The 25,438-nt window shown below is 67.4% G+C and carries 28 protein-coding genes; 13 read left to right on the top strand and 15 right to left on the bottom strand.

Annotated features, from left to right (window positions below; all coding sequences use genetic code 11):
• Positions 1–63 precede the first annotated feature (63 nt).
• Genes lptD through J2X52_RS06790 form a run of 8 tightly spaced genes read left to right on the top strand, consistent with a single transcriptional unit; the run spans position 64 to position 7,890 of the window.
• Complete coding sequence (gene lptD, locus J2X52_RS06825) at positions 64–2,532, top strand: LPS assembly protein LptD (protein ID WP_310150625.1); 2,469 nt, start codon at positions 64–66, stop codon at positions 2,530–2,532.
• Positions 2,529–3,848 (top strand): peptidylprolyl isomerase, encoded by a 1,320-nt coding sequence (locus tag J2X52_RS06820; protein WP_310150623.1) that lies wholly within the window; start codon positions 2,529–2,531, stop codon positions 3,846–3,848. The genes lptD and J2X52_RS06820 overlap by 4 nt, the downstream gene beginning before the upstream one ends.
• Position 3,849: 1 nt before the next feature.
• Entirely contained in the window at positions 3,850–4,830 is a 981-nt protein-coding gene (gene pdxA, locus J2X52_RS06815; protein WP_310150620.1) for a 4-hydroxythreonine-4-phosphate dehydrogenase PdxA, read from the top strand.
• Positions 4,827–5,171 carry a tRNA-binding protein gene (locus J2X52_RS06810; protein ID WP_310150618.1) on the top strand — a complete coding sequence of 115 codons (345 nt, stop codon included), beginning with the start codon at positions 4,827–4,829 and terminating at the stop codon, positions 5,169–5,171. The genes pdxA and J2X52_RS06810 overlap by 4 nt, the downstream gene beginning before the upstream one ends.
• A gap of 37 nt (positions 5,172–5,208) precedes the next feature.
• Positions 5,209–6,015: a 16S rRNA (adenine(1518)-N(6)/adenine(1519)-N(6))-dimethyltransferase RsmA gene (rsmA, locus tag J2X52_RS06805; RefSeq protein ID WP_310151203.1), complete on the top strand. Its 807-nt coding sequence runs from the start codon at positions 5,209–5,211 to the stop codon at positions 6,013–6,015.
• 38 nt (positions 6,016–6,053) lie between these two features.
• Positions 6,054–6,437: a Co2+/Mg2+ efflux protein ApaG gene (gene apaG / locus J2X52_RS06800; protein WP_310150616.1), complete on the top strand. Its 384-nt coding sequence runs from the start codon at positions 6,054–6,056 to the stop codon at positions 6,435–6,437.
• Positions 6,437–7,288, top strand: a complete 852-nt coding sequence (locus J2X52_RS06795; RefSeq protein ID WP_310150613.1) for a symmetrical bis(5'-nucleosyl)-tetraphosphatase — start codon at positions 6,437–6,439, stop codon at positions 7,286–7,288. The genes apaG and J2X52_RS06795 overlap by 1 nt, the downstream gene beginning before the upstream one ends.
• Before the next feature lie 5 nt (positions 7,289–7,293).
• Positions 7,294–7,890: a DUF1287 domain-containing protein gene (locus J2X52_RS06790; RefSeq protein ID WP_310150610.1), complete on the top strand. Its 597-nt coding sequence runs from the start codon at positions 7,294–7,296 to the stop codon at positions 7,888–7,890.
• Here the strand turns inward: J2X52_RS06790 and J2X52_RS06785 are convergent, their stop codons facing one another.
• From J2X52_RS06785 to J2X52_RS06765, 5 genes are read right to left on the bottom strand one after another with little or no spacing between them, the layout of a single operon-like run.
• Complete coding sequence (locus J2X52_RS06785) at positions 7,891–8,388, bottom strand: dihydrofolate reductase (RefSeq protein WP_310150608.1); 498 nt, start codon at positions 8,386–8,388, stop codon at positions 7,891–7,893.
• On the bottom strand, positions 8,385–9,179 hold the full coding sequence (locus J2X52_RS06780) for a thymidylate synthase (protein ID WP_310150606.1): 795 nt from the start codon (positions 9,177–9,179) through the stop codon (positions 8,385–8,387). Before J2X52_RS06780 ends, J2X52_RS06785 begins: the two co-directional genes overlap by 4 nt.
• Before the next feature lie 36 nt (positions 9,180–9,215).
• Complete coding sequence (gene lgt / locus J2X52_RS06775; RefSeq protein ID WP_310150604.1) at positions 9,216–10,115, bottom strand: prolipoprotein diacylglyceryl transferase; 900 nt, start codon at positions 10,113–10,115, stop codon at positions 9,216–9,218.
• Positions 10,116–10,119: 4 nt separating this feature from the next.
• Positions 10,120–10,899: a TerC family protein gene (locus tag J2X52_RS06770; RefSeq protein WP_310150603.1), complete on the bottom strand. Its 780-nt coding sequence runs from the start codon at positions 10,897–10,899 to the stop codon at positions 10,120–10,122.
• A gap of 54 nt (positions 10,900–10,953) precedes the next feature.
• A complete protein-coding gene (locus J2X52_RS06765; RefSeq protein ID WP_310150600.1) occupies positions 10,954–11,334 on the bottom strand; it encodes a diacylglycerol kinase in 381 nt (126 codons plus the stop codon).
• Positions 11,335–11,556: 222 nt separating this feature from the next.
• Between J2X52_RS06765 and J2X52_RS06760 the strand changes: the two genes are divergently transcribed.
• Both J2X52_RS06760 and J2X52_RS06755 read left to right on the top strand, forming a co-directional pair.
• On the top strand, positions 11,557–12,261 hold the full coding sequence (locus J2X52_RS06760) for an SGNH/GDSL hydrolase family protein (protein WP_310150598.1): 705 nt from the start codon (positions 11,557–11,559) through the stop codon (positions 12,259–12,261).
• Positions 12,262–12,631: 370 nt separating this feature from the next.
• Positions 12,632–13,855 carry a S8 family peptidase gene (locus J2X52_RS06755; protein WP_310150596.1) on the top strand — a complete coding sequence of 408 codons (1,224 nt, stop codon included), beginning with the start codon at positions 12,632–12,634 and terminating at the stop codon, positions 13,853–13,855.
• Between the two features lie 56 nt (positions 13,856–13,911).
• Here the strand turns inward: J2X52_RS06755 and J2X52_RS06750 are convergent, their stop codons facing one another.
• The 5 genes from J2X52_RS06750 to J2X52_RS06730 all read right to left on the bottom strand — a co-directional run bounded on the left by J2X52_RS06750 (position 13,912) and on the right by J2X52_RS06730 (position 19,592).
• Positions 13,912–15,147: an ABC transporter permease gene (locus J2X52_RS06750; protein ID WP_310150593.1), complete on the bottom strand. Its 1,236-nt coding sequence runs from the start codon at positions 15,145–15,147 to the stop codon at positions 13,912–13,914.
• Complete coding sequence (locus J2X52_RS06745) at positions 15,144–15,905, bottom strand: ABC transporter ATP-binding protein (RefSeq protein ID WP_310150591.1); 762 nt, start codon at positions 15,903–15,905, stop codon at positions 15,144–15,146. Before J2X52_RS06745 ends, J2X52_RS06750 begins: the two co-directional genes overlap by 4 nt.
• Positions 15,902–17,425 carry an efflux RND transporter periplasmic adaptor subunit gene (locus J2X52_RS06740; protein WP_310150590.1) on the bottom strand — a complete coding sequence of 508 codons (1,524 nt, stop codon included), beginning with the start codon at positions 17,423–17,425 and terminating at the stop codon, positions 15,902–15,904. Before J2X52_RS06740 ends, J2X52_RS06745 begins: the two co-directional genes overlap by 4 nt.
• A gap of 117 nt (positions 17,426–17,542) precedes the next feature.
• Entirely contained in the window at positions 17,543–18,856 is a 1,314-nt protein-coding gene (locus J2X52_RS06735) for a HAMP domain-containing sensor histidine kinase (RefSeq protein ID WP_310150587.1), read from the bottom strand.
• A gap of 22 nt (positions 18,857–18,878) precedes the next feature.
• Positions 18,879–19,592 (bottom strand): response regulator transcription factor, encoded by a 714-nt coding sequence (locus tag J2X52_RS06730; protein ID WP_159680050.1) that lies wholly within the window; start codon positions 19,590–19,592, stop codon positions 18,879–18,881.
• Between the two features lie 154 nt (positions 19,593–19,746).
• Here J2X52_RS06730 and J2X52_RS06725 point away from each other — a divergent pair, with 154 nt between their 5' ends.
• Complete coding sequence (locus tag J2X52_RS06725) at positions 19,747–20,091, top strand: DMT family protein (RefSeq protein ID WP_310150583.1); 345 nt, start codon at positions 19,747–19,749, stop codon at positions 20,089–20,091.
• Positions 20,092–20,202: 111 nt separating this feature from the next.
• On the opposite strand, the gene J2X52_RS06720 is transcribed toward J2X52_RS06725, so the two are convergent.
• The 5 genes from J2X52_RS06720 to nudE form a co-directional block, all read right to left on the bottom strand.
• A complete protein-coding gene (locus tag J2X52_RS06720) occupies positions 20,203–20,505 on the bottom strand; it encodes a DUF962 domain-containing protein (RefSeq protein WP_310150581.1) in 303 nt (100 codons plus the stop codon).
• A gap of 66 nt (positions 20,506–20,571) precedes the next feature.
• Entirely contained in the window at positions 20,572–20,895 is a 324-nt protein-coding gene (locus tag J2X52_RS06715) for a YnfA family protein (RefSeq protein WP_310150579.1), read from the bottom strand.
• Complete coding sequence (mazG, locus tag J2X52_RS06710) at positions 20,892–21,677, bottom strand: nucleoside triphosphate pyrophosphohydrolase (protein WP_310151201.1); 786 nt, start codon at positions 21,675–21,677, stop codon at positions 20,892–20,894. Before mazG ends, J2X52_RS06715 begins: the two co-directional genes overlap by 4 nt.
• Before the next feature lie 207 nt (positions 21,678–21,884).
• On the bottom strand, positions 21,885–22,709 hold the full coding sequence (cysQ, locus tag J2X52_RS06705; RefSeq protein ID WP_310150577.1) for a 3'(2'),5'-bisphosphate nucleotidase CysQ: 825 nt from the start codon (positions 22,707–22,709) through the stop codon (positions 21,885–21,887).
• Positions 22,702–23,253 carry an ADP compounds hydrolase NudE gene (gene nudE / locus J2X52_RS06700; protein ID WP_310150575.1) on the bottom strand — a complete coding sequence of 184 codons (552 nt, stop codon included), beginning with the start codon at positions 23,251–23,253 and terminating at the stop codon, positions 22,702–22,704. The genes cysQ and nudE overlap by 8 nt, the downstream gene beginning before the upstream one ends.
• A 53-nt stretch (positions 23,254–23,306) precedes the next feature.
• On the opposite strand from nudE, the gene bioA reads away from it, so the two are divergent.
• A complete protein-coding gene (gene bioA / locus J2X52_RS06695; RefSeq protein WP_310150573.1) occupies positions 23,307–24,710 on the top strand; it encodes an adenosylmethionine--8-amino-7-oxononanoate transaminase in 1,404 nt (467 codons plus the stop codon).
• The gene (locus J2X52_RS06690) at positions 24,701–25,438 is read left to right on the top strand and encodes a 16S rRNA (uracil(1498)-N(3))-methyltransferase (protein WP_310150570.1); all 738 of its coding nucleotides are present in this window, start codon (positions 24,701–24,703) and stop codon (positions 25,436–25,438) included. The genes bioA and J2X52_RS06690 overlap by 10 nt, the downstream gene beginning before the upstream one ends.

The following is a 25,438-nucleotide window of genomic DNA, read 5'->3' as shown; positions in this document are numbered from 1 at the left end:
CATTGCTGCTGCCCGGTGGATCGGTCATGCTGGCGCCCGTTTTTCCCGCCGAACGGATCCACCGTGCGCACAGCCCTCCGCTTGCTTCCCCTGCCGTTCTGCATCGCGGTTTCGCTGTCCGCCCAGGCCGACGATCAGCTCCGTCCCAACTACTGGGCGCTGTGTCCGATCGAGGATGCGGTACCCGCATTCACCGACGCCCAGGCGCCGGTCGGCACGGTCGAAGACCGCGAGCGGCAGCCCACCGACATTGACGGTGATGCCTTCGACGGCCTGTCAGGCATCGACAGCGACTTCACCGGCAACGTCAGCGGCAACGTGACCTTGCGCCGCGGCGACCAGTTCCTCGGCACCGACGATCTCCAGTTCTCGCAGGACGACGGCACCTTCGTCGCCGACGGCAACGTCCGCTACCAGGACCGCGGCATGCGCATCGTGGCCGACCGGGTAGAGGGCGACACGATCGCCGAGTCCTACCGGATGGACAGCGTCCGCTACCAGCTGACCGACCGCCGCGGCAACGGCGGCGCCGATCACATCCGCATGGACGGCACGGTCGGCGCCCTGCTCGGCTCCACCTATTCGACCTGCACGCCCAGCGATCGCTGGTGGGAACTGAAGGCCGGGCAGATCGACATCGATACCGACATGGGCATGGGCACCGCGCGCAACGCGACCTTGCGCGTCGGCAATGTGCCGGTGCTGTACGTGCCGTGGTTCCGCTTCCCGATCGACGAACGGCGCCTGTCGGGTCTGCTGTTCCCGCGCATCTCGCAGTCCGGCCGCAACGGCTTCGACTACACCCAGCCGATCTACCTGAACCTCGCGCCCAACTACGACATGACGCTCGAGCCGCGCTTCATGAGCCGGCGCGGCGTGCAGTTGGGCACGGAGTTCCGGTTTGCGACCGACATCGCACGGGGCGAGCTCGATCTGGCCTACCTCCCGTCAGACAAGCTGGCCAGCCGCGAGCGCGAGCTGGAAGAGGAGCAGGTGCCGATCGTCGAGAATCGCCGCAAGGCCGACCGTGCATTTCTCGGTTTCGGCGGCTCGCTGGACATCAGCCCGACCTGGCAGGGCCGCGCCAATCTGACCTGGATGAGTGATCCGCGGTATCTCGAGGATTCCAGCAACAACGTCGACGGCATCTCCTCGGTCAGCGCGCTGAGCCAGGTCGGTGTGTTCGGCCAGGGCTCGTCGGGCGACCGCGGCTACTGGAACGCGAGCGTGCTGGGCGACTACCAGCTGCTGACCGATTACACGCTTCCCGAATCGGTCCTGCCCTACAACCGCTTGCCGCACGCTTCATTCACCTGGCAGCGCCCCTACGGCCGCTGGATCAATGCCGGCGTCGATACCACCGCAACCCGCTTCGCGCATCTCGACGATGCCGCGCGTCCGGGCGGCAGCCGCCTCGACCTCAAGCCCTACGTCTCGTTGCCGTTCGAAGGCGCGGCGTGGTTCGTGCGGCCGACCCTGGCCTGGCGTCATACCAGCTACGCGCTCGATCGCACGCTCACTGATCAGATCGCCGAACAGCGCGCGCGCGCCGAACTCGGAATTCCCGCCGACCAGCCGGTGTCCGCCGACACCCTGGCGCTCTACAGCAACAACTCCCCCAGCCGCAGCCAGCCGATCGGCTCGATCGATGCAGGTCTGTTCTTTGATCGCAATACCAGCTGGCGCGGTGAGGATTACCTGCACACGCTGGAACCGCGGCTGTTCTATCTGAATTCGCCTTATCGCGACCAGTCCGCGCTGCCGCTGTTCGACACCACGCCGCTGACGTTCGGCTGGGGGCAGCTCTTCCGCGACAACCGCTACTCCGGCGCGGATCGCCAGGCCGACGCCAACCAGGTCACGATGGCGGTCAGCACCCGCCTGATCCGCGAATCGGATGGGCTCGAGAAACTGTCCGCCAGCCTGGGACAGATCGTCTATCTCTCCGATTCCCGCGTCGCCATCCCCGGCGAGGCGCAGGTGGAACAGGGGCGCTCGGCATGGGTCACCGATGCGACCTACGCCATCAATGATCGCTGGACGGTCAGCGCCGGCTACCAGTGGGACCCGAAGTTCCGCCGCGAAGACCTGATGTCGCTGCGCACGCGTTACCTGATCGGCGACGAGGGCATCGTCAACTTCGCTTACCGCCGTCGCGCGGACCTGATCGAGCAGGCCGACCTGTCGTTCCTGTATCCGATCAGCCCCGCCTGGAGCGTCGTCGGCCGCTACTACTACTCGTTCACCGACAACCGTCTGCTCGAAGCGGTGGCCGGCGTGCAGTGGGACAGCTGCTGCCTCGCCGCCCGTGTCGTCGGTCGCCGATACCTGCGAAACCGCCAGGGCGAGCTGAACAACGCGATCATGTTCGAACTTGAACTGAAGGGTCTGGGCTCGGCCGGCCCCAACACGGAGGACCGTTTGCGCCGTGCTATTCTCGGTTATTACCGCGACGACCTCTATCTCGTGCCGCCGTCGGAGCTGCGCAACAGCGACGACGATGAGACCCTGCCCCCCGGCCTGAGCCAATGAAGACACTGATCTATTCCCTCGCGGCCGCTGCCGCGCTGTTCGCGTCGCCTGCGCATGCGCAGGACCTGCAGCCGCTGGACCGCATCGCGGCCGTTGTCGACGAGGACGTGATCCTCGCCAGCGAGCTCCAGCGCGCGGTCGCCAACATCCGTGGTCAGTACGCCACCCGCCAGGACCAGCTGCCGCCGCAGGAGATTCTCGAGCGCCAGGTGCTGGAGCGTTTGATCACCATGCGCCTGCAGACCGCCAACGCGCAGCGCACCGGCGTGCGGATCAGCGACCAGGAAGTCGACCAGGCCATCGCCGCAATCGCGCAGCAGAACAACTTCTCGATGGATCAGCTGCGTCAGCAGTTGGCGGGCGACGGCATGTCGTTCGACGACTTCCGCGCCTCGCTGCGCGACGAGTTGATGATCCAGCGCATGCGCCAGCGCTTCGCGCAGACCCGCATTTCGGTCAGCGATGCCGAAGTCGATGCCGCGCTGTCGGCCGAAGCCACCGGTGCGCAATACCGTCTGGCCCACATTCTGGTGGCGCTGCCTGAAGGCGCGACGCCGGAGCAGATCCAGACCGGCCAGCAGAAGATCGACGGCATCAAGTCGCTGCTCGACCGCAACGAAATGGAATTCTCGGCTGCAGCCGTGCGCTATTCCGACAGCCCGAACGCACTGGAAGGCGGTGATCTGGGCTGGCGTCGCGCCGACGAGATCCCGGCCGCCTTCGCGAACGCGGTGACCGGCCTGCAGCCGGGCCAGACGATCGGCCCGATCCGCGGTCCGAGCGGCTTCCAGATCCTGCAGTTGGTCGACCGCCGCGAAGCCTCCCAGTCGGCCGATGCCGGCTCGGTGACCGAATACCAGGCGCGCCATATCCTGATCCGCAGCGCTCCCGGTGACGATGCCGCCGCCAAGGGCCGTGCAGACAGCCTGCGTGCCCGCCTCGTCGGTGGCGCCGACTTCGCCGAAGTGGCGCGCGAGAGTTCGGAAGACAACGCAACCAAGGACAATGGCGGCGATCTCGGCTGGTTCACCCAGGACGAATTCGGCCCGGACTTCGGCGGCCAGGTTGCCGCGATCGGCGATGGCGACGTGTCCGAGCCGTTCCGCACCCAGGCCGGCTGGCACATCGTCCAGCGCCAGGCCACGCGCCAGACGGCCGGCAACGACAACAACCGCCGCGCCCAGGCACGCGAGGCCATCGGCCAGCGCAAGCTCGAGGACGAGTGGGATCGCTACGTGCGCGAACTGCGCGGCGAAGCCTATGTGAGCGTCCGCATCGGTGCGAACCGCGATCCCGAGATCGGCAGCGGCGGCTGATATGCGACCTGTCCGGCTGGCGCTGGTCCCGGGCGAACCGGCCGGCGTCGGACCGGAGCTGTGCGTGCGTGCCGCCTGGCACGCCTGGGACTGCGATCTGGTTGTCATCGGCGACCGCCCCACCCTGCAGCGCGCGGCCGATGCGATCGGCTTGTCGATCGGCTTCACCGATGCGGAAGCCGTTGACGTACCACCCGGCACGCTGCGCCTGATCGAACTGCCGCACGCTGCGGCCACCCCATTCGGAACGCCTGATCCGCGGAATGCACGCAGCGTGCTCGACGGCCTGCTGCACGCCGCCGCCGGCTGTCGGGATGGCCGCTTCGATGGCATGGTCACCGGTCCGGTGCACAAGGCGGCGATCAATGCCGGCGGCGTGCCCTATACCGGTACCACCGAGCTGCTGGCCCACGATGCCGGCTGCGATGTCGTGATGATGCTGGCCAATCCGACGCTGCGGGTTGCATTGGCCACCACCCATCTGCCGCTGCGCGAAGTTCCCGACGCGATCACCGGACCGTTGCTGGAGCGCGTGATCGACATTCTCGACGCTGCACTGCGTACGGACTTCGGCATCGCTGCGCCGCGCATTGCCGTGCTCGGTCTCAATCCGCACGCGGGCGAGGCCGGGCATCTCGGCCATGAAGAGATCGAGACGATCACCCCGTTGCTCGAACGTCTGCGGGCGCGCGGGCTGCACCTCGAAGGCCCGCTGCCGGCCGACACCGCATTCCTGCCCGCGCGCCTGGCGAACGTCGACGCGGTGCTCGCGATGTATCACGACCAGGGCCTGCCGGTACTCAAGTACAGCGGCTTCGAATCGGCGGTGAATCTCACCCTCGGCCTGCCCTATCCGCGCGTCGCCGTCGACCACGGCACCGCACTGGAACTCGCCGGCAGCGGCCGCGCCGACCCGTCGAGTCTGTTTGCGGCGATCGCGCAGTGCACTGCGCTTGGCCGCAACCGCAGGCGTGCGGTATGAGTGGCGACACGATCGGCTGGGACGATTTCATGCGCGTCGATCTGCGCGTCGGCCGCGTGGTGTCTGCCGAGCCGTTCCCCGAAGCGCGACGCCCCGCCTACATTCTCCACGTCGATTTCGGCCCCGAGGTCGGCATGCGCAAGTCCAGCGCACAGATCACCTCGCACTACACGCCCGAGGTGTTGGTCGGCCGGCTTGTGGTCGGCGTGGTCAATTTTCCGCCCAAGCAGATCGGGCCACTGATGTCCGAATGTTTGATCACGGGCTTCCACGATGCCGACGGCCATGTACGTCTGTGCATGCCAGATGGCGACGTCGCGCCCGGCGCCCGCCTGCTGTGAGCCCTCTTTTCACCTGCTTTGGTTTGACCACACGATGATGCGTTCCCCTGCCGCACCCGGCGCGTTCTCCGAGCCGCCGAAAAAATCCCTCGGCCAGAACTTCCTGCACGAGCGCGGCGTCGTGGATCGCATCGTGCACGCGGTGAATCCGCAACCTGGCGAGCGGCTGGTGGAGATCGGCCCCGGCCAGGGCGCGATGACGTTTCCGCTGCTCGAGCGCCACGGCGCCCTGACCGCGATCGAATTCGACCGCGATCTGCTCGAACCGCTGACGCTGCAGGCTGCGACACATGGCGCACTTGAGCTCATCCACGCGAACGTGCTCGACGTCGACTTCACCGCGCTCGCGGGCGACGCGCCGATCCGGCTCGTGGGCAACCTGCCCTACAACCTGTCGTCGCCGATCCTGTTCCATGCGCTCGAACACGCCGCCGTGGTCATCGACATGCACTTCATGCTGCAGAAGGAAGTCGTCGAGCGGATGGCGTCGGGCCCGGGCAACAAGGTCTATGGCCGCTTGAGCGTGATGCTGCAGGCCTACTGCGAAGTCACGATGCTGTTCGTCGTCGGCCCCGGCGCGTTCCGCCCACCGCCGAAGGTGGATTCGGCCGTGGTGCGCCTGACGCCGCGCGCGCCCGACACCGTCGGCATCGACGACCCGCGACGCTTCGCCGACATCGTGCGCGCCGCGTTCGGCCAGCGCCGCAAGACGCTGCGCAATGCGCTGTCGAACGTCATGGACGGTGAGGCGATCACGGCCGCCGGCATCGATCCGCAACTGCGCGCCGAGCAGCTCGCGGTCGCGGATTTCGTGCGTCTGGCGAATCATCCGGTGACTGCGTAGTCGATGCATTCATGGCCTGCGGATACACTGTCTCCAGCATGGACGAGACCGCCGACTACACACTCGAGATCCAGATCGCGACGCGCTTCCTCGACGAGGAATCGACGCCCGATGACGATCGCTACGTGTTCGCCTACACCATCCGCATCCGCAATATCGGCCGCCTGCCGGCGCAGCTGATGGCGCGCCACTGGGTCATCACCGACGCCAATGGACGCATCGAGGAAGTGCACGGCGATGGCGTGGTCGGCGAGCAGCCGCGCCTGGAGCCGGGCGAAGCCTTCACCTACACCTCGGGTGCAGTGCTGTCGACCGCGGTGGGCACGATGGAAGGCTCCTACGACATGGTCGGCGACGACGGCGCGCAGTTTGATGCGCCGATTCCGCCGTTCACGCTGTCCATTCCGCGAACCCTGCACTGATGGCCGTCTGGGCAATCGGCGACCTGCAAGGCTGCTACGGACCAACGCAACGACTGCTGGAGGCGATCCGCTTCGATCCGGCGGTCGATCGCCTGTGGTTCTGCGGTGACCTGGTCAACCGCGGCGGCGAATCAATCGAGACGCTGCGGCTGGTGCATTCGCTGCGCGACAACGTGGTCAGCGTGCTCGGCAATCACGACCTGTCGCTGCTGGCGATCGCCGAGCGACGCGAGGAAGACCAGCGCAAGGTCAACGCCGATCTGCAGGGCGTGCTGTTCGCGCACGATCGCGACGTGCTGCTCGAATGGCTGCGCACATGCCCGCTGCTGCACGTCGACCGCGAACTCGGCTGGATGATGCTGCACGCGGGTCTGGCGCCGCGGTGGGACGTCGAGCTCGCGCAGCGCCATGCCCGCGAGATCGAGAACAAGCTGCGCGGCCCGGGCTACAAGAAGCTGCTGCGCAACATGTACGGCGATCGTCCCGCGTGGTCGCCTAACCTGACCGGCTACGACCGCGACCGTGCGATCATCAATGTGTTCACGCGCATGCGCTACTGCTCGCCGCGTGGCCGCATCGCGTTCGAAGAAAAGGGCATGCCCGGCACCCAGCAGCCCGGCATCTATCCCTGGTACGAAGTGCCCGGACGCGCCGAGCGCGACCTGAAGATCGTCTGCGGCCACTGGTCGACCTTGGGCCTGTTCCTCGGCATGGGCGTGCATGCGCTCGACACCGGTGCGGTCTGGGGCGGCAAGCTCACCGCGCTGCAGCTCGATGCCGACACCCTGCATCTGGTGCAGGTGCCCGGCCGCGATGTATCGGGTCTGCCGCCCCGAAAGCTCCCTGTCTGACCCGCATGCAGGCGGTAGCGCGACTCGCACTGCTTGTTTTGTTGTGGTGCCTTGCCGTGCAGGCGGCCGCGATGCCGACGCTGGTGGATGCCGCGCGTGCACAGGTCGGCGTGACCGTCCGTTACGACCCCGCCTATGTGCGCCTGTCCTATCCCGGCGGCGACATGCCCGATGACCGCGGCGTCTGCACCGATGTCATTGTCCGCGCCCTGCGCACGCAGGGCCTGGATCTGCAGCGCGCGATTCACGAGGACATGCGCGTGCGCTTCGCGGCCTATCCGCGCGACTGGGGCGCCCGCCAGCCCGATCGCAACATCGACCATCGGCGCGTGCCCAACCAGATGCGCTGGTTCGAGCACCAGGGCTGGCAGCGACCCATCGGCACCCGCGCGACGGACTTCGCCGCCGGTGACATCGTCGCGTGGCGACTGCGCAACGGACCGCTGCACATCGGCATCGTGTCGGACCAGCGCAGCGCGGACAGCACGCCGCTGATCCTGCACAACATCGCCCGGGGCACACGCGAAGAAGATCTGCTCTTCCAGCACACCATCATCGGCCACTATCGGCCGGTGCTGCTGGCCCCTGACGCGGCGCGCTGATCAGGCCCGACGGTATTCCACGAAATCGAAGGCGTGCGCATGGCGCGCGTCGGTCGCATGCGATACCCGCGAGACTTCGCGCCACGCCGCGACGTCCCATGCCGGAAAGAACGCATCCGCGCCGTCGACCACCGTGTCGACGTGGGTCAGCTGCAGGACGTCCGCCTGCGGCAGCGTCAGCGCGTAGATCTCCCCGCCACCGATGATGCACAGCTCGCCGGCATCCTGTGCGCCGGCAATCGCTTCATCGAGCGTAGCCACGGCCTGCATGCCCGCGAACGGCACGCGGCCGCTCCGGGTCATTACCAAGTTGGTCCGCCCCGGCAGGGCACGTCCCAGCGATTCGGCGGTCCTGCGACCCATCAGCACCGGCTTGCCCAGCGTCAGCGCCTTGAAGTGTCGGAAGTCGTCAGGCAGATGCCAGGGCATTGCGTTGCCGCGGCCGATCGCACGCGCGCGATCCAGTGCGGCGACGAGCACCAGCGCAGGCCGGTTCATACCGCGATCGGCGCCTTGATCGCCGGCGCGGGATCGTAGCCCTCGATCGCGATGTCGTCGAAGCGGAAGCCGAACAGGTCGGTGACGTCGGGATTGAGCCGCAACGTCGGCAGCGCGCGCGGCGCGCGCGTCAGCTGCTCGCGGGCCTGATCGAAGTGGTTCGAGTACAGATGGGCATCGCCCAGTGTGTGCACGAAATCGCCGACGCCGAGCCCGCACACCTGCGCCACCATGTGGGTCAGCAGCGCGTAGCTGGCGATGTTGAACGGCACGCCGAGGAAGATGTCGCCGCTGCGTTGGTAGAGCTGGCAGCTGAGCTTGCCGTCGACGACGTAGAACTGGAACAGCGCATGGCAGGGCATCAGTGCCATCTCCGACAGCTCGGCGACGTTCCAGGCACTGATCACCAGACGACGCGAATCGGGATTGCGACGGATCTCGTCGACCAGCCACTGCATCTGGTCGATCGTGCGGCCGTCGGCCGTCGTCCAGCGCCGCCACTGCTTCCCGTAGACCGGGCCAAGCTCGCCATCGGCGTCGGCCCATTCGTCCCAGATGCTGACCTTGTGCTCGCGCAGGTAGGCGATGTTGGTGTCGCCCTGCAGGAACCACAGCAGCTCATGGATGATCGAGCGCAGGTGCAGCTTCTTGGTCGTCACCAGCGGGAAGCCGGCGTTGAGGTCGTAACGCATCTGCCAGCCGAACACGCTACGCGTGCCGGTACCGGTGCGGTCGGACTTGTCCGCGCCGTGCTCGAGCACGTGCTGCAGCAGATCGAGGTACTGCTTCATCGCGATCTCCGGATCATGCGAAGCGACTCACGTCGCTTACTTCGGGTCGACGGTCGCCGCGCGCGGCACCGGCTGCAGGGTCGGCGCGCTGCGCGACTTCCACAGCAGGAATAGCCCCAGCGCGATCAGCGGCAGCGACAGCACCTGGCCCATGGTCAGCCAGCCGAACGCCAGATAGCCGAGCTCGGCATCCGGCACGCGCACGAACTCGACGATGAAGCGGAACACGCCATAGAGCAGCGCGAACAGGCCCGACACCGCATAGCGCGGCCGCGGTTTGCGCGAGTACCACCACAGCACCGTGAACATCACCAAGCCTTCGAGAAATGCCTGGTAGAGCTGCGAGGGATGCCGCGCGAACTGGTCCAGCGCGCCGGTCGCGAACTCGCTCTGCAAACGTTCCGCAGACCAGCCGCGGAACGCGGGATCGGTCGGGAAGACCACGCCCCAGCCGGCTTGCGTGTACTTGCCCCACAGTTCCGCGCCGATGTAGTTGCCGAGGCGGCCGAAGCCCAGCCCCGGCGGCACCCACGGCGCGACGAAATCCATGACGTCGAAGAAGTGCAGCCCCTGCCGGCGCGTCCACCACCAGGCCGCGACCAGAACGCCGAGCAGCCCGCCGTGGAAACTCATGCCGCCGTCCCAGACCTTGAACAGCATCAGTGGGTTCTGCAGCAGATCGCCGAAGGCATAGAACAGCACGTAGCCGATGCGGCCGCCGAGGATCACGCCGAGGATGCCGTAGAACAGCAGGTCGCCGAACTGTTCGACATCCACGCCCGGCAGGCGCCCGGCGCGGATGCGGCTGCGTCCCAGCAGCCAGGCGACGCCGAAGGCCAGCAGATACATCACGCCGTACCAGTGGACTGACGGATGGAAGGCACCGACCTGCGGGAGCTGCAGCGCGATCGGATCGATCTGGTGGAGGATCGTCATCGGATCAGCGCGGCAGCGGGCGGGTTGGTGCGTCGACCGGCGGCGTGGGCTCGCCGCGCACACGCATGGCGTTGCGCTTGGCCCACAGGTTCAACAGCTCGACCGCGGCCGAGAAGCCCATTGACCCGTAGATGTAGCCGCGCGGGATGTGGATGCCGAAGCCGTCGAGCATCAGGTACACGCCGATCAGCACGATGAAGGCCAGCGCGAGCATCTTGACCGTCGGATTGGCGTCGATGAACCGGCCCAGCGGCTGGGCCGCCAGCAGCATCACCGTCACCGCGATCAGGATCGCGGCGACCATCACCGGGATGTAGTCGCCGGCCATGCCGACCGCCGCAATCACCGAGTCGAGCGAGAACACGATGTCGATGACCGCGATCTGCGCGATCACGGTACCGAACGAGGCCACCGCTTTTCCGGTCGCGCCATGCGCTTCCGGGTCTTCGCCCTTGACCTGCTCGCGGATCTCCATCGCACCCTTCACGACCAGGAACAGGCCGCCGAGGATCAGGATCAGGTCTCGCACGGAGATCGCGCGGCCGAACAGCTCGAACAGCGGATCGGTCAAGCGCGCCAGCCAGGCCAGCGTCAGCAACAGGCCGATGCGCGTGATGCAGGCCACGGCGATACCGAACTTGCGCGCGAACTCGCGCTTCTCGACCGGCAGCTTGGCGACCGCAATCGAGATGAAGACCAGGTTGTCGATGCCGAGCACGATCTCGATCGCACTGAGCGTGATCAGCAGGATCCAGACCTGCGGGTCGGTAAGCAGTTCCATCATGGGTGACACATCCTCATTGAGATTCGATCGGTTCGGCGCCCGGTCGCCACCACGCTACAACCAGCGCGGCAGCAGGATCAGGCCCCACACCAGCAGTACATTGACCATCGTGACGAACACCGCGGCCGAGCCCATGTCCTTGGCCCGACCCGCGAGTTCGTGGAATTCAGCACCGTAACGTTCGATCACCGCCTCGATCGCCGAGTTAAGCAGTTCCACCGCCAGCACCAGCAGGCAGCTGCCCAGCAACAGCGCGCGTTCCACACCGTCGTCGCCCAGCCACAGCGCCAGCGGCGCTAGCAGCGCCAGCAGGTAGACCTCGAGGCGGAACGAGGACTCGTGCAGCCAGGCCGCACGCAGGCCCTGGCACGACCAGACGGTCGCCTGGAGCATGCGGCCGAAACCACGGGGGCGATGACCGATCCCGTCCGCCATCGTCACGGCACCCGTCGAACGGCGCGACGCGCGGCGCGCGCCACCCTGCGGCCAGGCGCGGGGGGCGAAACAGTCGATGACATGGTGGGCCGGGGCCGTGGGGGCAGTCGCGTTCCGGCAATTCTGACACATCGCCCGGAGTGCGACTTCGGCAGGGGTTTGCATTGCCGGGCAACGGCTGCTTGACTGGCCAGCGGATTTTCCAGGAGCAACACCATGCGCATGTCCCGTCTTCTCCGCACCTGGCGTGCGCTGAGCGCCACCGCGCTGCTCGCGACAGGCCTGCTCACGGGCTGCGCCAGCGGCGGCGTGCCGGCTGACCTGGACCCGGTGTCCTCGCCGGAATGGGCCACCGACATGGCGCGTTTCGCAGCCGAGGATGCCGAGACACCGCCGCCCGAGCGCCCCATCGTGTTCACCGGTAGCTCGTCGGTGCGTATGTGGGAGCGCCTGGCCGCCGACTTCCCGGATGTGCCGGTGCTCAATCGCGGGTTCGGCGGCTCCCAGGTGCGTGACGCGATCTGGTACGCCGACGAAGTGGCCCTGCGCTATCGGCCGCGGCAGATCGTGCTCTATGCCGGCGACAACGACATCGCCGAGGGACGCTCGGCAGCGCAGGTGCTCGCCGACACCCAGGCCTTTGTCACGCGTATCCGGGCAGCCCAGCCGGGCACGCCCATCGCCCTGCTGGGCATCAAGCCCAGCCCGTCGCGGGCGAATCTGCTGGACGTACAGCGCGACGCCAACAACGCGCTGCGCGACTGGGCCGCGACCCAGCGCAACATCGCCTATATCGACGTGTTCACGCCGATGCTCGATGCCGAAGGCGTGCCGCGCGAAGACCTGTTCATTGCCGACCGCCTGCATATGAATGCAGCAGGCTACGCGATGTGGCGGAAGATCATCGGGCCGTATCTGGTGCGTTGACGAATCTCTGGGCGCGTCTGCGCCCAGGCGTGCCCCAGTCTCAACGGCACTGGCGCCACCAGCGCTCGACCGGGCGTGATGGCGCGCCAGACATCGTGGTCGATCGCCGGTCGAACCCGATCCTCTGCAAGGCAAGCGTGCCGAATCTGCGCGATGGGAATGATTCCTGCTGCTGGTTGAAACGATTACAGCCTCTTTTGCGTGCCGCAGCGCACGGCGCAACCGGGCGTGGGGTGTGCAGGCCGTCCCGTTCATTGACACATGCTACTGCCGCCGCCAGCGTCTGCCGACCGGTGCGGCGCGTACGCGCGTCGCGCGGACAGGAACAGGGGAAAGACCGCGGTAGCCACCCTTCATCAAGGAATCGAAGATGATCCAGAAGCGCATGCTCGTTCTCGCCGTCGCCACCGTCCTCGCCTCGCCCGCCTTCGCTGCGGAACTGCGCAAGGTCGACAACGCGATCCCCGGCCAGTACATCGTCGTGTTCAACAGCGACGAGATCCGCGAACGCGTCGATGCCGACCGCCTCGCCGGTCGACTCGACAAGGCCCTGGTGGCCTCGCGTGATGCAGCCGTCGCCGCGGAAGTCGAAAAACGTGTGGTCGACATCGCCGCGCGGCACGATCTCAAGGTCAGCCAGCTCTATACGCATGCGCTGCACGGCATGGTCGTCAAGGCAGACGAGCGCAAGCTGGCCGCCCTGCTCAACGATCCGCGGGTCGACTTTGTAGAAGAGGATGGTTACATCGAACTGTCGGCCACCCAGACCGGTGCGACCTGGGGTCTTGATCGCGTCGACCAGCGCGATCGCCCATTGAACGGCACCTACGTCTACGATCCGCTGGCCGCCAACGTACGCGCCTACATCATCGACAGCGGCATCCTCGCCGGGCACACGCAGTTCGGCACACGCCTGCTGTCGGGCTATTCGGCGATCAACGACGGCCGCGGCACCAGCGACTGCAACGGCCACGGCACGCATGTCGCCGGCACCGTCGGCGGCACGACCTGGGGCGTGGCCAAGCAGGTTCGGCTGGTCCCGGTGCGTGTGTTCGGCTGCTCCGGTGGCAGCGCCAACTCGACGATCATCGCGGGCATCGACTGGGTGCGCGCCAACCGTGTGCTGCCGGCCGTGGCCAACATGAGCCTCGGCGGCCCGGCGTCCACCGCCACCGACAACGCCACCAACAACCTGATCAACAGCGGCGTCACGGTCGTGGTCGCGGCGGGCAACAACAACGGCGCCAATGCCTGCAACTACTCACCTGCGCGTGTGGCCAATGCAGTGACGGTCGGCTCGACCACATCGACCGATGCACGCTCCTCGTTCTCCAACATCGGCAGTTGCGTGAACATCTTCGCGCCAGGGAGTTCGATCACGTCCGCCTGGTCCACCGGCACCTCCGCATCGAACACGATCAGCGGCACCTCGATGGCGTCACCCCACGTGGCCGGCGCCGCAGCGCTGTATCTGACCAATAATCCCTCGGCCTCGCCAGCGACCGTGCGCAACTGGCTCTATACCAACGCGACGACGAACCGGATCAGCAATCCGGGAACCGGCTCGCCCAATCGTCTGCTCTACACGCGCTGATCGCGCGGATGCACGATGGAAAAGGGCGCCCTCGGGCGCCCTTTTTCTTGCGGACTCTACTGCTGCCGCAATGCATCAATCGGGTCGAGCTGCGACGCCTTGCGCGCCGGGTAATAACCGAAGAACAAACCGGTCGCGACCGAGAAGCCCGCCGCCAGCAACACGATCTGGCTGTTGAGCGCCGTCGGCAGATCGCTGAAGCGGCCGACCAGCAACGCGCCGCCAACCCCGATCGCGATGCCAAGCACGCCGCCACCGAGCGAGAGCAGCATCGCCTCGGCGAGAAACTGGCGGCGGATGTCCGTGGGCCCAGCCCCGACCGCCATGCGCAGGCCGATTTCGCGGATCCGCTCGGTCACCGACACCAGCATGATGTTCATGATGCCGATGCCGCCAACGATCAGCGAAATCGTCGCGACCGCGCCGAGCAGCAGGGACATCAAACGCGTCGTCGCGGTGCGTGTGGCGACGATCTCGGAAATGTTGCGCACACTGAAATCATCGTCCGCGCCAGGGGCGATGCGATGGCGCTGCCGAAGCAGCGCTTCCACCTCGCCCTGCACATAGGGCAGATCGTCGGCGTTGCCGACGGTCAGCGCGATCTGCATCACCGCCCCGGCCGGCATGCCCATCGCGCCGAGCAGGCGCCGGCGCCCGGTTTCGAGCGGCACCATCATCACGTCGTCCTGATCCTGTCCGAAGCCGCCCTGGCCCTTCGAATTCAGCACGCCGACCACGACGAACGGCGTGCGCCCGATGCGCACCGTCTGGCCGACGCCGCTGTCGTCGCCGAACAGTTCGCGCCGCACGGTCTCGCCGATGATCACGTTCTTGCCGGCGCCGCTGTAATCCTGTGGTTCGAAGCCCGAACCGTCGACGATCGTCCAGCCGTTGATCTCGAAGAAATCCGGTTGCACGCCCTGCCAGCTGCTGGCCCAGTTCTTCTCCGCGAAGACGATCTGGCTGTTGCCGCGCAGTGAGCCTGAGACCAGCTGCACTTCGGGAATCTCACCGCGGATCGCCTCGGCGTCGCCCTCGCTGAGAGTGAAGAAACTGCTACCGGCCTGACGGGCGCCGCCGGTCGTGCGGCGCGAACCGGGTGAGATGTCGAGCCGCTGCGAACCGAGGCCCGACACCATGCGGTCGATCTCGGCCTGCGTGCCCTGCCCGACCGACACCATGACGATGACCGCGGCAATGCCGATGATCACGCCAAGCGAGGTCAGCGCGCTGCGCATCCAGTTACCGCGCAGCGCGAAGATCGCGGTGCGCAAGACGTCGAGATAGGTCATGACGCGGTTCCGGTGGGCGCATGCGTGGCGCGGGTGTCGTAGGGGCCTTCCTCATGCAGCTCGCCGTCGCGCATGACAAAGGTGCGGTCGGCATGCGCAGCGACTTCCGGATCGTGGGTGATCAGCACCACCGTATGGCCGTCGTCGCGCAGACGCTTGAACAGGCTGAGGATCTCCTCACCGGTCTTGGTATCGAGCGCGCCCGTGGGCTCGTCGGCGAGCAGCACCGGCGGCCGGTTGATCAGCGCGCGCGCAATCGCCACGCGTTGCTGCTGGCCACCGGACAGCTCGCTCGGGCGATGCGTACCGCGATTCTCCAGGCCGACCGAAGCCAATGCTTCGCGCGCGCGCTCGGCGCGTTCCTCGTTCGGCACGCGTGCATAGCCGAGCGGCATCGCGACGTTCTCGAGCGCGGTCATGCGTGGCAGCAGATTGAACCCCTGGAACACGAAGCCGATCTTGTCGCGGCGCAGCTCGGCCAGTGCCTCGCGGTCCAGCGTGGCGACGTCGATGCCGTCGCACAGGTACTGCCCGCCGGTCGGCGTGTCGAGGCAGCCGACGAGGTTCATCAACGTCGACTTGCCCGAGCCCGACGGGCCCATGATCGCGACGAACTCGCCGTGCGCGATCGACATGTCCACACCCTTGAGCGCGACGACTTCAGCCTCGGTGCCGGCCGAATAGATCTTCTCCAGTCCGCGGGTCTCGATGACCGGCGGCCGGGCGCCGGCCTGCGGCGGAACGGCGGTCGCGCTCATCGAGCCGCCGCACGCTCGCCGGTGACGATCAGATCGCCTTCCGACACGCCACCCGAGACCTCGGTCATGCTGCCGTCGCTGACGCCCAGGCGTACCGGTACCGCTTCCCGGCGACCGTCGACCAGGCGGTAGACGGTGAGACGGGTGGCGCCGACGGTGGAGGCGAGCGCGCGGCTCCACTGCACGCGCTGGCCGGCGTCGAGTGTCGCGGTGAAACCGGCAAACGTCTGCTGGAAGCGGTCCAGCATCCGCTGGCGGATCTGCGCCTGCACGCGCGGGTCGCTGCCACCCCCGCCCATTGTCATGCCGGGGGGTGGGCCGCCGGCGGCATTGCCGCGCTGTCCACCCGAGGCCCCACCGGGCCGCGGGGCCTGCTGGCGCTCACGCATCGCGGCGAGCGCGCTGTCGAACGCGGCCTGCTGCGGCGGCGTGAGCTGCATCGCAGCGGCGACCACGGCCAGGTCGTCGGCCAGTCCACCACCGCGCGACGCGCTGCCGTCTTCGGGGCGCGTGGCGGCGGCGATCTCAGCGGCATCCGCGGGTCGGTAGCGCAGCGCCGCATTGGCGATCTTCAACACGTTCTCACGGTTGCTGACCTCGATTTCCGCGTTGACGGTCAGGCCCGGCAGCAGGGTGCCGTCGGCGTTGTCGACCGCAACGACTACCGGATAGGTGACGACGTTATTGGTCGTCGTCGCCGCAAGCCGCACCTGTTCAACGGTACCGTTGAAGCGGCGGTCGTTGAATGCATCAGCGGTGAACGTGACCGTCTGGCCGACCTGCACCTGACCGATGTCGGCCTCGTCGACCGCGAGTTCAATGCGCATCTTGCGCAGGTCCTCGGCGATGGTGAACAACTCCGGCGCCTGCAGGCTCGCAGCGACTGTCTGGCCGGGCTCGATCGAACGCGTGAGGATCGTGCCGTCAACCGGCGAGCGGATCACCGTGCGCTCCATGTTGATGCGCGAGGTCTGCGTGGATGCGGTCTGCTGCACGATCTGCGCCTGCGCCGACGTCGCCTGCGCCCTGGCCTGGTCGAGCGCGGCGCGCGCCAGATCGACATCGCTGCGCGCGACCAGTTGTTCGCCGGCGAGCGACGCCTTGCGGTCGTAGTCGAGCTGCGCGTTGCGCAATGCCGCCTGCGCCTGCGCCAATGAGGCCCGCGCGCTGTTGATCTGCGCCGAGCCCTGCTCGATCTGCGCCTGGTAGGTCGCAGGGTCGATGCGCGCCAGCACCTGCCCCTGCTCGACCGGATCGTTGAAGTCGACCAGCACGTCGGTGATCTGGCCCGAGACCTGGCTGCCGACGACGACCGTGGAGGTCGCGCTCAGCGTGCCGGTGGCCGAGATCACCACACGGATATCACCGCGCTCGATCGGGGTTGTGCGCCAGGCGTCCGCCGCACCGGCGGCAGTGCGCTGGGACCAGAACCACAGGCCGGCAGCCACGACGACCACGATCACGATGACGGGCACGAGCCGGGACACGGCGCGGCGACGGGGCTTGGGACGGGTCGACATGGATGCGGTCTTGGTGGGCAACTGGAGACGCTAACGCACCGCGTGGCCTAGAGTTGACCGCGACGCGGACTTTTTTGCTTCGGATGCGCCTACCGCCGACATGGCGTCGGCGTCGGTTCAGACCAGGCGGTCGCCGAGCACGATGGTGACCGTGGTGCCCTCGTCGGGCGCACTGTCGAGCGCGACCGGCCAACCGAAACGCGTGCCCAGGCGGCGCACGATCGACAGCCCGATGCCCTTGCCGGACTGGGAGAACGGGTCGGCGCGATAGAACGGGTCATAGACCCGCTTGAGCACATCCGCGGTCATGCCGATGCCGGTATCACGAACGATGATGCGGTCGGGCGCGATGATCACGTCGACGCCGCCGGTCTCGGTGAACGCCCAGCCGTTGCGCAGCAGATGCCCGAGCATCACCCCGAGCACGCGCGGTGGCGCATCCAGGCGCGGGCGGCCCTGGACGTCGAGCGTCAGGCTCAGCTGCTTGCCCTCGAACAGCGGCCGCACCTTGTCGATCTCTTCCTCGACCACCTCGACCACGTCGAATACTTCGCTCTGCGGCATGACGCCGCGCTCGCGGGCCAGCACAAGCAGCGCGTCGATCACCGCCTCCATGTCCTGGGTGGCGCGGCGGATCCGCAGCAGCGGGCGCTGCTGGTGCGGCGGCGTCGCGGGATCGGCGGCGATCATGTCGCTGGCCACCCGGATCACCGTCAACGGCGTGCGCAACTCGTGGCTGGCGTCACGGGTGAACTCGCGTTCGCGGCGGACGAACGCGCCGATGCGGTCACCGAGACCGTGCAGGGCGCTGGTCAGCGCCTGCGCTTCGCGACCGGCATCGTCCTGCGTGGAGAGCGCGGCCGGCACGCCGTCGTCGTCATCGGACGGGTTCCAGCGGCCCACCTCGTCCGCCAGCCGATGGATGGGCAGCACCATGCGCTTGGACGTGCGATAGGTCATCCACGACACCACGAACATCGTCGCCATCATCAGCAGAGCCAGCGCGCCGGCCGCCAGCGCGAGGATGCGGTCGAACAACGAAAGCGACGCGGCGAGATACAGGGTGCCGGCCTCGCGCCGGTCCACCAGCAACACGCCCTCGGTATCGCGCCGCGGCGAAAATCCTTCGGGCGCGCCCTTGAACCACACCAGATTGGCGACCGCGCGATTGCCGCTGATGATCGCCTGCAGTTCGCCACCATCAGCGGGCATGAAATAGCCCTGCAGGTTCACGCCGAACGGCGGCGGATACGACGCGTCGGTGGCCTTGGCCTGCCACCAGGCATCGGCCTCGGCCTGCAGCCACTGCCGCGCGACGACTTCGCGGCCGATGAAGGCCGCGGTCATCACACAGACGATCAGCGTCATTCCGGCGATCACCGCCTGGAACGTGAACGCGTCACGGATGCGGTTGGGCAGTCCCTGGGGCATGGTCGAGCGTCGCGTCGTCGGCTCAGGCCGGCGACTGCTCGATGTCGGCGATGCGATACCCGGCGCTCTGCACCGTATGCAGCAACTGCTTGTCGTAGGGCTTGTCGATGATCTTGCGCAGGTTGTAGAGGTGGCTGCGCAGGGTGTCCGAATCCGGCAGGCTGTTGCCCCAGATCTCGCGCTCGATCTCCTGGCGGTTCACCACGCGGGGCGACTCGCGCATCAGGATCGTCAGCAGCTTCATGCCGATCGGCGAAAGCTGCAGTTCGGTGCCCCCGCGGGTGGCACGCATGCTGGCCGGATCGAGCACGAGGTCGGCGACCTTGAGCACTTCCGAGCCGACCTGGCGACGCTCGCGGCGGATCAGTGCGCGCAGACGCGCTTCGAGTTCCTGGATCGCGAAGGGCTTGGTCAGATAGTCGTCGGCGCCCGAACTCAGGCCGGTCAGCTTTTCGTCCAGTGTGTCGCGCGCGGTGAGCATCAGCACGGGGGTCGACTTGCGCGCATCCTCACGCAGGCGCTTGCAGACCTCGATGCCATCGAGTCGCGGCAGCATCAGGTCGAGCACGATCACGTCGTAGTTGTTTTCGGTGGCCAGCCGATAGCCGTCGAGCCCATCGGCGGCGTAGTCCACTTCGAATCCGCGGCCTTCCAGATATTCGCCAACCATCTCGGAAATATTGCGGTTGTCCTCGACGATGAGGACGAGGCCTCCGGGTTCCTGACCTGCGCGCATGAAACGACTCCGTAGCTGGGATGCGGTGGGAATTAAGCTTTGTGAATTTCCCATTTCCGCGGTGCAGGAGTTGTGAAGATTTCGTGCGAAGACCCGGCTCGAACATGCCGGCGTTACGCTCTGCACCTTCTCTCCCACCTCTTGGAATGCCGTCATGCCCGGCTACGAGCGTTACCTGCCCATCCTGCTGCTGCTGGGCTCGAACATCTTCATGACCTTCGCCTGGTACGGCCATCTGAAGTACCGCAGCGTGCCGATCCTGACGGTCATCATCGTCAGCTGGGGCATCGCATTCTTCGAGTACATGCTGATGGTGCCGGCGAACCGGATCGGCGCGGCGGTGTACTCGGCGCCGCAGCTCAAGGGCATGCAGGAGGTCATCACCCTGCTGGTGTTCGCGGGGTTCTCGACCTGGTATCTGGGTCAGCCGCTGAAGTGGAACCACTGGGCGGGGTTCGCACTGATCGTGGTTGCGGCCTGGCTGATTTTTCTGGAGTAGTCCCGCGCGGCCGAGAGCACCCTCACCCCACCACCCGCTCTGCGGGTGGTCCTCCCCTCTCCCGGAGGGGGAGGGGCATTGGCGCGCTCCGCCTTCGGCGATAGCGATTCTTCAAAGCGGGATGCGGCCGATCAGGATGTCCTTGAACATCACCCAGTCGCCGATGAAGGAATAGATCGGGTGCTTAAACGTGGCCGGGCGATTCTTCTCGAAGAAGAAGTGCCCCACCCATGCGAAGGCGTAGCCGCAGACCAGCGCGGCCCACAGCCACATCGCATTGCGCTGCCACACCGACACGCCGACCAGCGCGAGCACTCCGCAGCTGCCGATGAAATGCAGGCGCCGCGACACCGGGTGCGCGTGCTCGCCAAGATAGAACGGATAGAACTCGCGGAAACTCGCGAAGCGGCGCATGCGTCCTCCCAGAGCAGGCATCGTTCGCCTCATTGATCGCACCGGCGCCTGCCTGCGTCAACCGCCTCAGTTCGTGCGCGGCGCGAACATGATCACCGCCATGCCGCCCAGGCACAGCGCGGCGCCCAGCAAATCCCAGCGGCTCGGCGCAATGCCGTCGACCCGCCACAACCACAGCAGCGCCACCGCGACATAGACACCGCCGTAGGCCGCGTACACGCGGCCAGACGCGGTGGGATGCAGGGTCAGCAACCATACGAACACGGCCAGCGCGGCGGCGGCGGGGAGCAGCAGCCAGGCGCTGCCGTCCTTGCGCAACCACAGCCACGGCAGATAACAGCCGAGGATTTCGAAGAACGCGGTGGCCACGAACAGCAGCAGCGTTTTCATGTCTCGCGCTCGGCCTGCTTGGCGCGGTTCCAGTAGACATCCTGCGCGTCCAGCGACTGGCCGGCGAGCGCACTTCCCTCGGCCTCGGCCATCGATTCCATTGCGCGGAAGCGACGCTCGAACTTGTGGTTTGCGCGCCGCAGTGCCGCGCCGACATCGACCTTCGCGTGCCGCGCGAGATTCGCCGCGACGAACAGCAGATCGCCGAGTTCTTCCTCCAGCCGGTCCTGCGCCGCGGCGTCATCGGGATCGGCGGCGACCGCGTCGAATTCCGCACGGACCTCGTCGATCTCCTCGTGCAGCTTGGCGATCACCGGCTCTGGAGCCGGCCAGTCGAACCCCACTCGCGCGGCGCGCGACTGCAGTTTCACCGCGCGCTGCCACTCGGGCAGTCCGCGCGCGATGCCGGCCAGCGCCGAGGTGTCGGTGTTCCCCGCCGCAGCGCGCTCCTCGCGCTTGATCGCGTCCCAGTTGCGCAGCACCGTCTCGGCATCGTCGGCAGAACCGTCGCCGAAGATGTGCGGGTGCCGGCGGATCATCTTGTCGCTGATCGCGTCGACGACATCGCCGAACGCGAACGCGCCCTGCTCCTGCGCCATCTGCGCATGGAACACGACCTGCAGCAGCAGATCGCCGAGCTCGTCGCACAGACCGGGCAGATCGCCGCGGTCGATCGCATCGGCGACTTCATATGCCTCTTCGATCGTGTAGGCGGCGATGGACGCGAAATCCTGATTGACGTCCCAGGGACAGCCGGCTTGCGGATCACGCAGGCGCGCCATGATGTCGAGGATGCGATGGATATCGCCGGGGGTATCAGTCACGTCGGACTCCTGGAAAACGCTCGTGTATCACATCGATCGAGGCCAGCCACTGTAGGAGCGCGCTTGTGCGCGAATGCGACCCTGACAGCGCTGACGAGACTGACATCGCGCGCAAGCGCGCTCCTACTGGACCTCACCGCGTGCGCGACACGCGACCGCATGCAATCAGGCGGCGAGCCAGTCCCGCCATGGCAATGAGGGATCGCCCAGCGCGATGAAATCCCCATTGAGAATCGTGTCGCGCTGGTTGTAGCGGAACGGCCGGCCCTGCGGGTCGAGCACCGCGCCCCCGGCGCCTTCGAGAATCGCCTGGCCGGCCGCGGTGTCCCACTCGCTGGTCGGGCCGAAGCGCGGATAGAGGTCCATGCCACCTTCGGCGAGGCGGCAGAATTTCAGCGATGACCCCAGCGGCACCGGCGTGACATCACCAATCCGTTCGAGCAGCGCCGTCGTGCGCGGGTCACGATGCGAGCGGCTTGCAGCCACACGCAGCGCCACGGGCGCCACGGGATCGCGGCGCGGCGCATGTAGCGCGGTGTCGCGATCACCATCGCGCACGAAGGCGCCGCGACCGGGACCGCCATGCCACAGCACGCCGGTCACGGGTGCCTGGATCACGCCGAACACCGCGACGCCGTTGTCGATCAGCGCGATGTTGACCGTGAACTCGCCGTTGCGCTTGACGAACTCGCGGGTGCCGTCGAGCGGATCGACGAGCCACATGCGCGACCATGCGCGGCGCTGCGCAGCGGGCACGACGACCGCGGATTCTTCGGAGACGATCGGGATGTCGGGCGTCAGCGCGCGCAGGCCGTCGACGATGACGCGGTGCGCGGCCAGATCCGCGGCAGTGACCGGGCTGGCGTCGGCCTTGCGGACGACATCGAAGTCTTGCGCGTAGACGGCGAGGATCGCATCGGCCGCGGCGCGCGCGATCGCGATGACGCCATCGCGGACCGTCGCGGTGACGGGCCCGGCGGCGTCAACCACCGTGGTGACGCAGCCAGTCGCGGACGATGAACAGTGCAGCGATCGAGCGGCCTTCGGAGAACTCGTCGAGCAGGATCAGTTCGTGCAGCGCATCGAGCTTCCACGGCACCACGTCGAGTTCTTCGGGCTCGTCGCCGGCCAGGCGTTCGGGGTACAAATCGCGCGCCACGACGAGCGTCGCCTGGTGGCTCATGTACTGCGGCGCCAGCGAGATCGAGCGCAGCGCTTCGACACGTCGCGCGCCGTAGCCGATCTCTTCCTTGAGTTCGCGGTTGGCGGCCTCAAGCGCGGACTCGCCCGCATCGATGCGCCCCTTGACCAAGCCCAGCTCGTAGCGATGGAAGCCGGCGGCGTACTCGCGCACCAGCAGCACGGTGTCGGCGTCTAGCATCGGCACCACGATCACCGCGCCATGGCCGCGGCCGTGCAGGCGTTCGTACAGGCGCCGCTCGCCGTTGGAGAACTCCAGATCCAGCCGTTCCATGCGGTACAGCGCCGCGTCGTGTTCGGTCACGTCGTGGATGATCGGCAGCGTCTTGCTCATGCGGATGTCTTCCCGTCTGCACGGTGGCTGCGCTGCGGAGCGATAATGCGGGGATGACTGGACAGATTCACGATGCGGCCATTCTAGCCGACGGCAACGACTGGCGGACCCGCGACCTTGCCGCGGTCTGGCACCCCTGCACCCAGATGCGCGAGCACCCCGACATCCAGCCGATGCTGCCGATCGTGCGCGGCGAGGGCGCGTGGCTGATCGAGGCCGGCGGCCGGAAGATCCTCGATTCGGGCAGCAGCTGGTGGACCAACCTGCACGGCCACGCCGAGCCGCGCATCGCCGAGGCCATCGCGACGCAGGCGCGCACGCTGGAACAGGTGATCCTGGCCGGCTGCACGCATCCGGCGGCGGTCGAACTCGCCGAGCGGCTGCTCGCCGTTGCCCCGCGCGAGCCGGCCCGCCCGCCGCTGAGCAAGGTGTTCTTCGCCGACAACGGCTCGGCCGGCGTCGAGGTCGCGCTGAAGATGGCGTTCCAGTGGTTCCAGAACCGCGGCGACGAACCGCGCCGGACCAAGTTCGTCGCGCTGCAGAACGGCTATCACGGCGAGACGCTCGGTGCGCTCGCGGTCGGCGACATTCCGCTGTATCGCCGCGTCTATGCGCCGCTGCTGTGCGAGGCGGTGTTCGCGCCCTCGCCTGACGCCTACACCGCGCGTCCGGGTCAAAGCGCCGCCGGCCATGCCGAGGATGCGGCGGATGCGCTGGCGCACCTGCTCGACGCACATGCCGGCGAAATCTGCGCACTGATCCTCGAACCGCTGGTGCAGTGCGCCGGCGGCATGCGCATGCACGACCCGGTGTATCTCAAGCGCGTGCGCGAGCTCTGCGATGTCCACGGCGTGTTCCTGATCGCCGACGAGATCGCGGTCGGCTTCGGACGCACCGGGACGTTGTTCGCGTTCGAACAGGCGGGCGTGCAGCCGGATCTGCTGTGTCTGTCGAAGGGCCTGACCGGCGGCTTCCTGCCGCTGTCGACGGTACTGGCGACGCAGGCGCTGTACGACGGCTTCCTCGATGCCTCGCGCGAACGCGCCTTCCTGCATTCGCACAGCTACACCGGCAATCCGCTGGCCTGCGCTGCGGCGCTGGCCTCGCTCGACATCTTCGGCGAAGACGACGTGCTCGCCCGCAACCGCAACACGGCCGCGAAGATGGCGACACTCGCGGCGCAGATCGGCGCGCATCGCCACGTCGCCGACACCCGCCAGACCGGCATGATCGTCGCGTTCGAACTCACCCGCGATGGCGACAAGGCCACACCCTTCGACTCCGCGCTGCGCGTCGGCCTGCACGCGTATCGCCACGCGGTCGAGCGCGGCGTATTGCTGCGTCCGCTCGGCGACATCCTGTACTGGATGCCGCCCTACTGCATCGACGATGCCCAGCTGCAGTTGCTGGCCGAGGTCACCGCCGAAGCCATCGAGGCAGGCACCGCATGCGCGTGATCCGCGCCTTCGTCGATCGCCCGCTCGTCACCGGCCAGCCGGTCGAACTGCCGGACGACGCCGTTGCGCACCTGGTGCGCGTGCTGCGCCTGCGCGAAGGCGATGCCTGCGTGCTGTTCAACGGCGACGGCGTCGATCACGACGCGCGTCTGGTGCGCGTCGACAAGCGCAGCGCGGTTGCCGAGATCACCGGCAGTCGCGCGATCCATCTGGAATCGCCGCTGTCGATCACCCTGGTGCAGGGCATCGCGCGCGGCGAGAAGATGGACTGGATCCTGCAGAAAGCGTCCGAACTCGGCGTCGCCGCCTTCGTACCGGTCTCCAGCGACCGCAGCGAAGTGAAGCTCGATGCCGAGCGCGCGGCCAAGCGGCTTGCGCACTGGCGTAGCGTCGTGGTGTCGGCCTGCGAACAGAGCTGGCGCTCGACGATTCCGCGCGTCACACCGCCGCGTTCGCTCGCTGCGGCACTCGCGGACCTGCCCACCGGTGCCTCGCGCTGGCTGCTCGATCCCGATGCGGACGCCGGCATCGCAACGATGCCGTCGCCGTCAGCCGGCATCGTGCTCGCGATCGGTCCGGAAGGTGGCTGGTCGGCGAACGACCGCGCGGCCCTGATTGCGGCAGGTTTCTCTGGCTTGCGGCTGGGCCCGCGGATTCTGCGCACCGAGACCGCAGGCATGGCGGCGATCGCAGCGTTGCAGGCGCGGTTCGGCGATCTCGCCGGCTGA

It is taken from the genome of Luteimonas sp. 3794 (assembly GCF_031456825.1).
Lineage (GTDB): Bacteria > Pseudomonadota > Gammaproteobacteria > Xanthomonadales > Xanthomonadaceae > Luteimonas.
This window is presented reverse-complemented; position numbering and strand designations above follow the sequence as displayed.